We start from the raw sequence: 13477 nt of genomic DNA on the forward strand, positions 1-13477 counted from the left end.
GGCCGATTAGCGCATACGGGGGAGCCTGACTATGCTCAAGGCCAAAATGGATTGCATGTTCAGGAAGCAGGAAGGGAAGCCCGATGAGCTTATATACAAGGTGCCCGCACCGAGTTGGAGCACGCCGATGATGGTGTCGGCAGACCGGACCAACCGGCGAATTCTGATCGTCGACGACACGGCGTCGATCCATGAGGACTTTCGCAAGATCCTCGCCTGCACGGATGCCCCCGGGGACAGCCTCAGCGACGCCGAAGCCGCCCTATTCGGTACGCCCGTCAGTGCCTCGCTGGAGCATTTTTTTCTCGACTCGGCGTTTCAGGGCCGGGAGGCGCTGGACAAGGTACAGGCAGCGCTGGATCACGATGCGCCTTATGCCATGGCGTTCATCGACATGCGCATGCCGCCCGGCTGGGACGGCCTGGAAACCATCGAGCGGCTGTGGCAGGTCGACCCCAAGCTGCAAATCGCCCTGTGCACCGCCTACTCCGACTATTCCTGGGAAGACATCGCCGAGCGCCTGCAACTGGGCGACCGCCTGCTGATCCTGAAAAAGCCCTTCGACGCCATCGAGATCCGCCAGATGGCCAGCGCCCTGACCGTAAAATGGCAGATGACCGAAGACGCCGAGCTGAAAATGGATCAGCTGGAACAGGCGGTCGAGGAACGCACCCGCGAGTTGGCCGACGCCAACATCATCGTGCAGAACAGCCCCACCATCCTCTATCGTCTGCGGGGCGAGCCATCGTTCACGCTGATGTACATCTCCCACAACATCACCAAGTTCGGCCATGTGGCGGCGCAACTGGTGGCCTCGGCCGACTGGGCCCAGACCCTGATCCACCCCGACGACCAGGCCAAGGTCAAGAACGCCATGCTGCGGATCCTCGATCGGGATGTGGCGGGAGCGTCCATCGAGTTCCGCATGCGCACCGGCGATGGTGCCTTTCGCTGGGTGGAAAACCGCTATATTCCGGTACGCAACGACCAGGGCCAATTGGTCGAGGTGGAAGGGATCATCCTCGACATTACCGAACGCAAGCTGGCCGAAGAAAAAATGGCCCTGATGGCCCGCACCGACAGCCTGACCGGGATGGCCAACCGCGCCACCCTGATCGAGCGCCTGCACCAGGCATTCGCCGCGGCCCGACGAGGAGCCGCGCCCTTCGCGATGTTTTACCTGGACCTGGACCACTTCAAGCGCATCAACGACACCCTCGGCCACCCCATTGGTGACTTGCTGCTGCAGGAAGTGGCCCGGCGCATCAAGGCCTGCACCCGGGAAAACGATGTGGTGGCGCGCCTGGGCGGCGACGAGTTCGCGATCCTGCAACTGGACGTCGACGAGGCCACGCATTGCGCCGCGCTGGCGACGAAAATCCGCGACACCCTGCTGCTCCCCTACTCCCTGGAAGGCAACGAGGTGCGCATCTCGGTGAGCATCGGCATCAGCCTCTACAGCCCGCAGACCCTGAGTGCCGACAGCCTGATGGCGCAGTCGGACATGGCGCTGTATCGCTCCAAGGACAAGGGCCGCAACCAGTTCCATTTCCACAGCGAGGAAATCAACCAGGAGGTCACGGAGCGGGTGACCCTGGCCAACGACCTGAAGCTGGCCCTGGAACGCGACGAACTGCACCTGCATTACCTGCCGGAAGTCGATCTCGGTACCGGCAGGATCCTCGGCATGGCGACCCAGGTTCGTTGGCTCCACCCCCTGCGCGGCTGGCTCGAGGCCGAGGACTTCATGCCCGCGGCCGAGAAGACCGGCATCGTCATCGCCCTCGGTCATTGGCTGCTGGACCAGGCCTGCCGGCAGATGCGCGCCTGGCGCGACCAGAACGTGGCACCGCCATTGATTGCGATCCATTTGTCCCTGGTCCAGCTCAAGACCGGGCCAGAACTGATCTACGACGTATTGCGCACCACCGCGCGCTGGGACCTGTGCCCGTGGGACCTGAGATTCGACGTGACCGAGGGCACCCTGGCCCAGACCAAGTGGACCCACAACGACATCCTGCCCAGGCTGTGCGAGCTGGGCGTGAAGATCGCCATCGACGATTTCGGCACCGAGTACTCCTCGTTCGACTACCTCAAGACCTACAGGGTCAACCACCTCAAGCTGGCCCAGCGCTTTCTCGACAGCGCCAGCAGCGACCCGGACAACGCCATGACGCTCCGGGCCATCCTCAACTTCGCCCGCGAGGTGGGTATCGGGGTCACCGCTGAAGGGGTGGAAACCCAGGAGCAGCGCACGACCTTGATATCCAGCGGCACGTCACTGGGGCACTCGCTCGGTGCCGCGGTCGACAGCGACCAGGCTGGCGAACTGCTCAAGGCCAGGTCTGCTGCTGTGGATGGCAGCACCAGATCGGCGGATCCGACGTCGGAGAATTTCAGGTGAGCCCGTTATCCGTGGTGCCCAATCGGCGAATTCTGATCATCGACGACACACCGGCGATCCATCAGGACTTTCGCAAGATTCTCAGCCCCGAAAACGAAGGGCCTCTGGGCAAGACCGAAGCCTTGCTGCTGGGCGCCAGCCGCAGACCCCATCAGCACTTCGAGCTTGACTCGGCCTACCAGGGCGAGGAAGCCGTGGAACTGGTCAAGCGCGCCCAGGCCGAAGGCCGGCCGTATGCCCTGGCCTTTATCGACATGCGCATGCCACCCGGCTGGGATGGCCTGCAGACCATCGAGCATCTGTGGAAAACCGATCCGCAGTTGCAGATCGCCCTATGTACCGCGTTCTCCGATTACTCATGGGAAGCCATGGCCGAACGTATCGAGTTCGGCGACCAGCTGCTGATCCTGAAAAAGCCGTTCGACAGCCTCGAAATTCGCCAGATGGCCAGCGCCCTGACCTGGAAATGGCAGCTGGCTCAGGACGCGGCGAGCAAGATGCGCAACCTGGAACAGACCATCGAGGAACGGGTCCAGGAACTGCTGAGTGTGTCGCACCTGCTGCACTACGATGTGCTCACCGGGCTGCCCAACAGTACCTTGCTCGGTGATCGCCTGACCCAGCATCTGTCCCAGTCCCGCCGCCATGACCGCCAGTTGGCGGTGATGTTCATCGGCCTGGACCGTTTCAAGCGCATCAACAACGCACTCGGGCACCCGGCGGGAGACGAGATGCTCAAGCTCGTCGCCCGCAGCCTGGCGACCACGGTGCGCGAAACCGACTCGGTATTTCGCTACGGTTCGGACGAGTTCGTGGTGATTATCGGCGACATCCTGCACCCACAGCAGACCCGAGGGGTGGCCGAAAAACTCCTGGCCGCCATCAATACCCCTCATTCCGTGGCGGGCCACGACCTGACGGTCACCGCCAGCCTGGGCATCAGCATCTATCCCTACGACGGCGCCGATGCCGTAACGCTGATCAAGAACGCCGAGACTGCCATGCGCAACGTCAAGGACTGCGGCCCCAACAACTTCAGCTTTTTCATCGAAGACATGAACCTGCGCGCGCGCCAGCAGCAGACCCTGGAAACCGGCCTGCGCCTGGCGTTGCAACGTGAGGAGTTCGTCCTGCACTACCAGCCCAAGCTGGACCTGGCGCGAGGCACGGTGGTCGGTGCCGAGGCACTGGTGCGCTGGAACCGGCCCGGCCATGGCTGGGTGTTCCCCTCGGACTTCATCCCGGTGGCCGAAGACAGCGGGCTGATCGCCGCCCTCAGCCAATGGGTATTGCGCCGTGCCTGCCTGCAATCGCAGGCCTGGCAAGCGCAGGGCCTGCCACCCATCTGCATGTCGGTGAATGTGTCGGCCATCGACTTCCGTCAGCACGACTATGTCGAACGCCTCACCCGCACGCTGGCCGAGACCGGGCTCGACCCGACGTTGCTGGAACTGGAAATCACCGAAAGCGTGCTGATGCAGAACGTCGACGCCACCATCGCCACGCTCCATGCCATCAAGCAGCTGGGGGTTCGCCTGGCCATCGACGACTTTGGCACCGGCTACTCGAGCTTGAGCTACCTGCAGAAATTCCCGGTCGACGTGTTGAAGATCGACCAGTCGTTCGTGCGTGACCTGAGCACCGACAGCAACGACGCGAAACTGGTCAGCAGCATCATCGACCTGGGTAAAAGCCTCAACCTGAGCATCATCGCCGAAGGCGTGGAGACCGCCGAACAACTGGACTTTCTCAAGCGTCACCACTGCGAGGAAGGCCAGGGTTTCTACTTCAGCAAGGCCGTGGAGCCCGAGGAATTCGCCCGCTTCCTGACCGAATCCCAGCGACCTCACCTGCCCCATCCATGAAGTTGTGCCTGGTAAGGATACCGACCATGTCGTCACTTGCATTACTCCTTTCGGCCAACCTGCTGCTCGCTCCAGGCGCCGAGGCCGCGCCATTGGAAGGACCGCTCAAACCCCTCCCCGCAGCACCGGCGCTGGACAGCAAACGGGTCGAACTGGGACGACGCTTGTTCAACGACCCGCGCCTGTCGGTGAACAACAGCCTGTCGTGCGCCAGTTGTCATCGCCTTGATCGGGGCGGTGCCGATACTGTTCCGCACTCCCTGGGTTTCGATGGCAAGCCCGTGGCGGTCAACACCCCGAGCGTGTTCAACGCCAGCCTGAACTTCCACCAGTTCTGGGACGGTCGGGCCGAAACCCTGGAAGAGCAGGTGCACATCGTGGTGCAGAGCCCCAGCGAAATGGGCAGCGACTGGAAAGTCGTGGTACAGCGCATCGCCGACGACCCGGCCTATCGCACCGCCTTCGCCGATGCCTACCCCGGTGGTGTGTCCCAGGCCAACATCCAGGGCGCCCTGGCCGATTACGAACGCACCCTGCTCAGCGCCAACTCGCGCTTCGACCGATACCTGGCGGGCAACACCGAGATCCTCGACATCGAGGAAAAGTACGGCTACCAGCGCTTCCAGGAATACGGCTGCATCGCCTGTCACCAGGGGGTGAATATCGGCGGCAACATGTTCCAGAAGTTCGGCGTGCTCGGCGACTACTTCGCGGCCCGGGGCAACCCTACCGAGGCCGACCTGGGGCGCTTCAACGTCACGGGCGAAGAAGACGACCGCAATGTGTTCAAGGTGCCGAGCCTGCGTAACGTCGCGGTCACGGCGCCGTACTTCCACGACGGTTCGCAAGCCACCCTCGAAGGCGCGGTGGCGGTGATGTTCAAGTACCAGCTGGGACGTACGCCGTCCGAGGAAGACAAACGCCTGATCGTCAAATTCCTCAAGACCCTGACCGGCGAATGGGAAGGCAACCCCTTATGAAAGTATCCCGTCGCGTAAGCATCCTGTTGCTCGCCGCCCTGGCGGTATTGATGGCTTCGATCCTGCTCTTTCTCTACCTCAAATCCAGGTCCGACCAGACCGTGACCTACACCGAATCGCGCGACCTGATCCGCCAGATCAAGCAGCAGGACTCGCTGTGGGAAAACGAAATACTCAAGGCCAGGGTGGCCATCACCCATAACTACGACCCGTTGGTTTCGCCACTGGGGGAAATGACACGCCTGTGGCAGAAATTCGACTCGATGGAGGCGCAGAACCAGCGCAACGATTCGCCGCTGTGGCGCAATGCCCATGACGGCTACCTGAACGCGATAAAGGAAAAGACCCGGCTGGTGGAACAGTTCAAGTCGCACAACTCTGTGCTGCGCAACTCCCTGGCCTTCCTGCCGACCGCCGAGGACGATATCCAGCAGGAGCTGGCCCAACTGCACGACGCGGACAAACTGCAGCTGCAGAACATCGCCACCGATACCTACGACCTGTTGCTCAGCAGCCTGGAGTTCGCCCAGGTCACCTCCGACGACAGGGCCGCGGATATCCTGGTGGGCCTGAACAAGCTGACGGTCAACAAGGAGCGCTTGCCCACGGACTTCCATGGCCTGATCGATACCCTCAGCAACCACGTCGAGCTGATCCTGCGCGAGCAACCCAAGGTCAACCGCCTGCTCGAGGAAATCGAAGTGGTGCCGGTCGACGAGCGCCTGGACGACATCACCGTCCTGCTCAACCGCGACCAGCAACAGGCCGAGGCCGTCGACCAGCGATACCATTTCTACCTGCTGCTGTTTTCCGCGCTGCTGGTACTGCTGTTGATCTGGCTGGGCATTCGCCTGATCCGCAGTTTTGCCGAGATCAACCAGATGAACCGCGCCCTGGTGGCCGCCAACGACGAACTCGAACAACGGGTCGAAGAGCGCACGCGCCAGCTCAAGGACACCCAGAGCGAACTGCTCGACACCGCCCGCCAGGCCGGCATGGCGGAAATTGCCACCAATGTCCTGCACAACGTCGGTAACGTGCTCAACAGCGTGAACATCTCCGCCGACCTGGTCAGCCGCAAGCTGCGCAACAGCAAGGCCCAGGGGCTGGGCAAGGCGATGCAGTTGATCAACCAACACAAGCAGGACCTGGGCAGCTATCTCACCGAGGACGAAAAGGGCAAATTGCTGCCCGGCTACCTGAACCAGCTGGTCGAGGCCATCGACCTGGAACAGCAAGGCATGACCGAGGAGCTGAGCCAACTGAGCAAAAGCGTCGATCACATCAAGGACATCGTCGCTACCCAGCAATCCTATGCGGGCGCCAGCAGCCTGCTGGAACCGCTGTCGGTCAGCGAACTGCTCGAAGACGCGCTGCGGATGAACTCCGGCGCCCTCACCCGCCATCATGTGACCGTGCGCAAGGAATACGCCGACGTACCACTGATCATGGGCGACAAGCATCGCCTGCTGCTGATCCTGATCAACCTGATCAGCAACGCCAAGTACGCCATGTCCGACCTGTCCAACCAGACGCGCAACATGACCCTGGCGGCAGCGGTGGTCGACGGCGAGACCTTGCAGATCAGCGTGCGTGACGAAGGCGAAGGCATCGCTCCGGAAAACATGACCCGCATCTTTGCCCACGGCTTCACCACCCGCAAGGAAGGCCATGGGTTCGGCCTGCACAGTTGCGCCCTGGCGGCCATCGAGATGAATGGCCACCTGACCGCCCATAGCGACGGCCCGGGCAAAGGCGCGCTGTTCGTCCTGCAAATCCCCCTGATCACCGCCGAGGTTGAGGCATGAACAACCCGATAAACCGGCGCATCCTGCTGATTGACGACACCCCGGCGATCCACGACGACTTCCGCAAGATCCTTACGCCCAAGACCGGCGACAGCGCCGACCTCGATGCGATGGAAAGCGCATTGTTCGGCAGCGCGCCAAAAACCGCCGCCACAGTGTTCGAACTGGATTCGGCCTACGGTGGCCAGGAAGGCCTGGGCAAACTGCTGGAAGCGGCGGGCAAGGGCCAACCCTATGCCCTGGCCTTCGTCGACATGCGCATGCCCGATGGCTGGGACGGCGCGCAAACCATCGAAGAGTTGTGGAAGCACGACCCACTGCTGCAAGTGGTGGTGTGTACCGCCTACTCCGACTACTCCTGGGACGAGTTGCTCGATCGCCTGAACGGCCACGACCGGCTGCTGATCCTGAAAAAGCCCTTCGACAATATCGAAGTCCAGCAGATGGCCAACACCCTCACCACCAAATGGGAAATGACCATGCGCGCGCAGCTGCAGATGAGCGAGCTGGAAGAACGGGTGGAGCAACGTACCCTGGCGTTCAAGCAGGCCAGCGCCGCGCTGCGACGGGAAATCGACGAACGCAAGCTGCTGGAAAGCCAACTGGTGCAATCGGAAAAGCTCGCCTCCCTGGGCCAGCTGGCCGCCGGGGTCGCCCATGAAATCAACAACCCGGTCGGCTTCATTTCCTCCAACCTCGGCGCCCTGGACAGCTACTTCAAGCGCCTGCAGGAGATGCTCGAGGCTTACGGCAATGCCGAAACCGGGATCGGCGCCAGCGAGCTGCGCGATCGGCTGAAACAGTTGCGCACGGATATCGAGCTGGATTTCCTCCTCGAGGACATTCCGCTGCTGATCAAGGAGTCCAAGGACGGCATCGGCCGGGTCAGCCAGATCGTCAAGGACCTCAAGGACTTTTCCCGGGTCGATTCGACCCAGGAATGGCAATGGGCGAACCTGCAACAGGGCATCGACTCGACCCTGAACATCGTCGCCGCCGAGATCAAGTACAAGGCCGACGTGATCAAGGAGTACGCCGAGCTGCCGGAGGTCGAGTGCCTGCCTTCGCAGATCAACCAGGTGGTGATGAACCTGATCGTCAACGCCGCCCAGGCCATGGGCAACGAACGGGGCACCATCACCCTGCGCAACGGCGTCGAGGGCGAGAACGTGTGGATCGAAGTGGCCGACAATGGCTCGGGCATCCCGCCGGACAGCCTGCAGAAAATCTTCGACCCGTTTTTCACCACCAAACCCGTGGGCCAGGGCACGGGGCTGGGGCTGTCGCTGTCCTACGGCATCGTCAAGAAACACCGCGGCGACATCTCGGTACGCAGCGAGGTCGGCGTCGGCACCACCTTCCGCGTCGAGCTTCCGGTGCATCAGAGCAGAAAGGCCGGCTGAACGCCCCCGCACTCCGGCCACAGGCTAGACACCACTGCTGCTTCTGTAGGAGCCAGGCTTGCTGGCGATCCAAGCGACGCGGTACGCCGGGGCATGCCGCAGGCCCGATCTCTTGTATGATGGCGCGCCTCAAGAATGGGTCGCCGATTTCGTCTTGCCAATGGCCACCGGAGTACATCCGGCCTGACGCCCTCAGGGCACACACGCTTCCCCCGTCTTAAACAGCACGACGCTTTCCCGAGCGCACCTGGCCCTTTGTGCCTGGTACTCGCCGAGGCCGGGATCGCCATCGTCGAGGAGTTTTCATGGATATGCTTTACCGGGCCTCCCGCCAGGGGCTGCCCGCCCCGCGGTTCGCGCGCAATCTGCTGAGCCTGCTGCTGGCCGGTGCCGCGCCCGTGGCCCAGGCCGCCGAGACCGAACTGCCGGCACTGACCGTGACCGGCGAAGACCGCTCCGGTTATCAGGCCAGCAGCGCCGCGGTTGGCGGTTTCGAGGCGGCTCCCCTGCTCGATGCCCCCGCCTCGATCGCGGTGATCAATGAAGACTTGATCAAGGACCAGCAGGCCCGCCTGCTCAGCGAGGTGCTGAAGAACGACGCCTCGGTCGGCGAAAGTTATGCGCCGGTCGGCTACTACGAGAATTTCACGGTGCGCGGCTTCTCCCTGAATGCCGCCAACAGCTATCGGATCAACGGCCGCAGCATCACCGGCGAGCAGAACGTCGGCCTGGAAAACAAGCAGCAGGTGGAATTGCTCAAGGGGCTGAACGGCCTGCAGAGCGGCGTCAGCGAGCCCGGCGGGCTGATCAACTACGTGACCAAGCGCCCCACCGACGTGCGCTCGGTCACAGTCTCTACCGACGATCGCGGCAGCGGCTATGTGGCCACCGATGTCGGTGGCTGGTTCGGCAGCGAGCAGCAGTTCGGGCTGCGCGCCAACCTGGCCCACGAGGACATCCACTCCTATGTCGAACACACCAATGGCCAGCGCGACTTCGCCTCCCTGGCCTTCGACTGGAACATCAGCCCCGACGCCCTGCTGCAACTGGACATCGAGTACCAGACCAAGGAACAGCGCTCGGCCCCGGGTTATCAATTGCTCGGCGGCTCCAGCCTGCCGCACCACGCCTCGCCGAAAAAGCTCCTGGCGCACCAGAGCGGTTCGAAGCCGGTCGGCACCGACGCGCTGAACCTCAACGGCAACTTCGAGTACCGCTTCAACGACCAGTGGAAAGGCAACCTCAGCGCCTCGCGCAGCCGGGTGGTGATCGACGACTACAGCTCGTTCGCCTGGGGCTGCTACGGTGCCGCCAGCTGCGCCGGCGCCGCGGTGCCCAACCACTTCAGCCCCGAGGGCGACTACGACATCTACGATTTCCGCAGCCCGGACGATACCCGGCGCAACGACGAGGTTCAGGCCGTCCTCAGCGGCAACTTCGACACCGGCGGCCTGGGTCACGAACTCAGCATCGGCACCAGCGCATTCCGCCGCGTGGTGGACAAACGCGACCCGATCAACCAGATGATCGGTAGCGCCAACATCGACCGCGAGCCAGCGGATTTCGCCCGTTACGACGGACCGCTCAACGACTCCTACCGCCGCCTGGACAGCCGCCAGTACGGCCTGTTCTTCAACGACCGCATCAGTTTCAACGAACACTGGCAGACCGTGCTCGGCGGGCGCGAGGTACGCCTGGACGAGGAAACCTTCGACAGCCAGGGCGATACCACCCGCCACACCCAGCGTTATGTGTTCCTGCCCCAGGCCGCGCTGATCTACAAGCCGGTGCAGAACCTGGCGCTGTACACCCGCTACAGCAAGGGCCTGTCCCTGGGTGGCGAGGCGCCGTGGTTCGCCAGCAATGCCTTTGAAATCCTCGCGCCTACCGTGTCACGGCAGATCGAGGCCGGCATCAAGTACGACTGGCAGCGCATCAGCCTGGCCGCGGCGCTGTTCCAGATCCGCCAGGCCTACCAATACTCCCGGCCGAATGGCGACGGCACCTTCACCTTCACCCAGCAGGGCGAACAGAAGAACACCGGCCTGGAACTCTCGGCCAATGGCTGGGCCAGCCAACGCCTGCAGGTCTCGGCCAGCGTCGCGGCGATCCGCGCACGAGTCACCGGCAGCGACACCCCGGAGTACGAAGGTCATCAGGCGCTCAACGTGCCGACCCTGCGCGCCAGCCTCTACGGCGACTACGCCCTGCCCTGGTTCGATGGCCTGGCGCTGCTCGGCGGCGTGCAGTACAGCGGTCGCAAGTACGCCAACCGCGAGGGCGAGGTGCAGACCGGCAGCTACGCCGTGTTCAACATCGGCAGCCGCTACAGCACCCGCATCGACGGTTACGACACCGTGTTCCGGCTGACCGTGGACAACCTGTTCGACAAGCGCTACTGGCGTGACGCCAGTGAATACATGGGCGATGGCTACCTGTTCCAGGGCGCGCCCCTGACCGCGCGGTTGAGCGCCTCGATCAACTTCTGATCGGGGCCAGTCCTACTGGAAGGCATCGACCAGGACGTCGAAGATCATCCGGTTCGAGGTCCTGACCAGCAGCAGATCGGAGCCCGCGCGCCACCATTGGTAGCCGTCGTAACGCGGCAACTGCTGGACCAGCCTGGGGTTCAAGCGTCGCGATTGCTGCTTGGGCAACGTCCTGCCCCGGCGAAGGTTCTGCCTGGCATCGGCCGGCAGCGCTGCGGCCGGGCTCCAGTCCCGCTTCGAAGCCTGCAACAGTGCTCTCACCTGGTAGTCATTGACCACGGGAAGGCGTTCCCAATTCGCATGATCGTTGGAGTACCGGGCATTTGCCTGCGTGCCGGACTCCGCGCCGGCATCCAGCGGGATCGACAGCAGAATCGAGACGATCGAGATTAACGAGCCAGCTCTGAACATCGCCTTCTCCAGGCATCATTGCGTCGAGCTTATGGAAAGGGATTTCCCGGCAATAGTTCCCGGGCAGGCGTGACTTGGATGTTTCGGTTAGAAATGCGCCATGGGCGCAAGGCAGGGTTGCAGGACGCGAGGGAAGGCTCTTGAATGCGCCGCACAAACAACAACGCCGCTCCTGGGAGCGGCGTTTTTTTTAGCCTGGAGCGGATATCCGCCCCAGGTTCCGGTTCACCCGACAGGTCGGGCGCGGCCGGTATTACAGTGCCATGTCAGCCGACGGGTTGCTCACTGGCGCCTTTGGCTTTTCAGCCGCAGGTTGCGCAGGTGCAGCCATCTGGCCGATGGCCGGTGGCGGAGTCAATTGCAGCACTTCGCTGGTGTAGGCCCACTCTTGAGCGACACGCTCAGGACTGCCGTTGAGCTGGGTGCCGTAGCTCGGCACGATCTGATGCAGCTTCGCCTGCCAGGCCGGAGTCGCGACCTTGTCCTTGAAGACCTTCTCCAGCACGCTGAGCATGATCGGCGCGGCGGTCGAAGCACCTGGCGAAGCCCCCAGCAGGCCGGCAATGCTGCCGTCCTTGGCGCTGACGATCTCGGTGCCCAGTTTCAGCACGCCACCCAGCTGCTCGTCGCGCTTGATGATCTGCACGCGTTGGCCGGCCTGCCACAGACGCCAGTCTTCAGCCTTGGCGTTAGGGAAGTACTCTTTCAGGGCATTCAGGCGATCTTCATCCGACAGCATCAGCTGGCCGGCGAGGTACTCGACCAGCGGGTACTCCTTGATGCCGACCTTGGTCATGGGCCAGATGTTGTGAGTGGTGGTAGTGGTCAGCAGGTCGAGGTACGAACCTTCCTTGAGGAACTTGGTGGAGAAGGTCGCGAACGGGCCAAACAGGATCACGCGCTTGCCGTCCAGCACGCGGGTGTCCAGGTGCGGAACCGACATCGGTGGAGCGCCGACCGACGCCTTGCCGTAGGCCTTCGCCAGGTGCTGCTCGGCGATCGCCGGGTTCTCGGTCACCAGGAACGAGCCGCCCACAGGGAAACCGGCATATTCCTGGGCTTCAGGAATGCCCGACTTCTGCAGCAGGTGCAGGGCACCGCCGCCGGCGCCGATGAACACGAACTTGGCGTCGGTCTGGGTTTCGGTACCGTCTTTCAGGTTCTTGTACACCACGCGCCAGGAGCCATCTTCGTTACGCTTGATGTCTTCCACTTCGCTCGACAGCTTGAGCGAGAAGTTCGGCTGGGCTTTCAGGTGGCCGACGAACTGACGGGTGATCTCGCCGAAGTTCACGTCGGTGCCGAGCGGCGACCAGGTGGCGGCGATCTTCTGCTTCGGATCGCGCCCTTGCATCATCAGCGGGACCCACTGCTTGATCTGCTCCGGGTCTTCGGAGTACTGCATGCCGGCGAACAGCGGGCTCGCCTGCAGTGCTTCGTAGCGTTTCTTCAGGAACTTGATGTTGTCATCGCCCCACACGAAGCTCATGTGCGGAGTGGAGTTGATGAACGAACGCGGGTCCTTCAGGACATTGTTCTTGACTTGCCACGACCAGAACTGGCGGGAAATCTGGAACGCTTCGTTGATCTCGATGGCCTTGGCGATCTCGACCTTGCCGTCCTTGTTTTCCGGGGTGTAGTTCAGCTCCGCCAGGGCAGAGTGACCGGTACCGGCGTTGTTCCAGCCGTTCGAGCTTTCTTCGGCAACGCCGTCGAGACGCTCGACCATTTCCATCGACCAGCCCGGCTCCAGCTCATTGAGCCAGACACCCAGGGTCGAACTCATGATGCCGCCACCGATGAGCAGCACATCCACTTTCTTGGTCTCGGCGGCGTACGCAGAGCTGAGCCCCATCGTCATCGCCAAGCCCAGCAGGGCCGTGTTCACTTTTTTCAACATACAGTAGTTCCTACGATAGAACGCCATCCGCCCCCCCATTCTCGATCATCAGTCGCCCCGGCACCGCCATGGGTTCCCGCACTCAGAAGAACTGAAGGGTGGGCACACAAGGCCGACATGACACTATCGACCTCAGTTTATATGTCGCTCCTGCGCTGACTTCTTATTCGCTATTGGCTTCAGCTACTTGAGTGACACTATTTTGTTGGGACGCCTT

8 protein-coding genes are annotated in these 13477 nt (G+C 62.6%); 6 read left to right on the top strand and 2 right to left on the bottom strand.

The window, feature by feature from the left end; translation table 11 throughout:
- Window positions 1–127: 127 nt before the first annotated feature.
- The 6 genes from AC07Y9_RS05830 (at window position 128) to AC07Y9_RS05855 (ending at window position 10949) form a co-directional block, all read left to right on the top strand.
- The gene (locus AC07Y9_RS05830) at window positions 128–2404 is read left to right on the top strand and encodes a GGDEF/EAL domain-containing response regulator (RefSeq protein ID WP_102679823.1); all 2277 of its coding nucleotides are present in this window, start codon (window positions 128–130) and stop codon (window positions 2402–2404) included.
- Complete coding sequence (locus AC07Y9_RS05835; RefSeq protein WP_102679824.1) at window positions 2401–4269, top strand: putative bifunctional diguanylate cyclase/phosphodiesterase; 1869 nt, start codon at window positions 2401–2403, stop codon at window positions 4267–4269. The genes AC07Y9_RS05830 and AC07Y9_RS05835 overlap by 4 nt, the downstream gene beginning before the upstream one ends.
- A gap of 26 nt (window positions 4270–4295) precedes the next feature.
- Complete coding sequence (locus AC07Y9_RS05840; protein ID WP_102679825.1) at window positions 4296–5249, top strand: cytochrome-c peroxidase; 954 nt, start codon at window positions 4296–4298, stop codon at window positions 5247–5249.
- Window positions 5246–7057, top strand: a complete 1812-nt coding sequence (locus AC07Y9_RS05845; RefSeq protein WP_102679826.1) for a DAHL domain-containing sensor histidine kinase — start codon at window positions 5246–5248, stop codon at window positions 7055–7057. Before AC07Y9_RS05840 ends, AC07Y9_RS05845 begins: the two co-directional genes overlap by 4 nt.
- Window positions 7054–8460 (top strand): ATP-binding protein, encoded by a 1407-nt coding sequence (locus AC07Y9_RS05850; RefSeq protein WP_087091603.1) that lies wholly within the window; start codon window positions 7054–7056, stop codon window positions 8458–8460. The genes AC07Y9_RS05845 and AC07Y9_RS05850 overlap by 4 nt, the downstream gene beginning before the upstream one ends.
- Window positions 8461–8765: 305 nt before the next feature.
- Window positions 8766–10949 (top strand): TonB-dependent siderophore receptor, encoded by a 2184-nt coding sequence (locus AC07Y9_RS05855; protein WP_102679827.1) that lies wholly within the window; start codon window positions 8766–8768, stop codon window positions 10947–10949.
- A gap of 12 nt (window positions 10950–10961) precedes the next feature.
- Here AC07Y9_RS05855 and AC07Y9_RS05860 read toward each other — a convergent pair whose 3' ends face one another.
- A complete protein-coding gene (locus AC07Y9_RS05860) occupies window positions 10962–11360 on the bottom strand; it encodes a hypothetical protein (protein ID WP_102679828.1) in 399 nt (132 codons plus the stop codon).
- A gap of 253 nt (window positions 11361–11613) precedes the next feature.
- Complete coding sequence (mqo, locus tag AC07Y9_RS05865; protein ID WP_053261826.1) at window positions 11614–13260, bottom strand: malate dehydrogenase (quinone); 1647 nt, start codon at window positions 13258–13260, stop codon at window positions 11614–11616.
- Window positions 13261–13477: the final 217 nt, after the last annotated feature.

The organism is Pseudomonas sp. GW456-L12 (genome assembly GCF_059424045.1).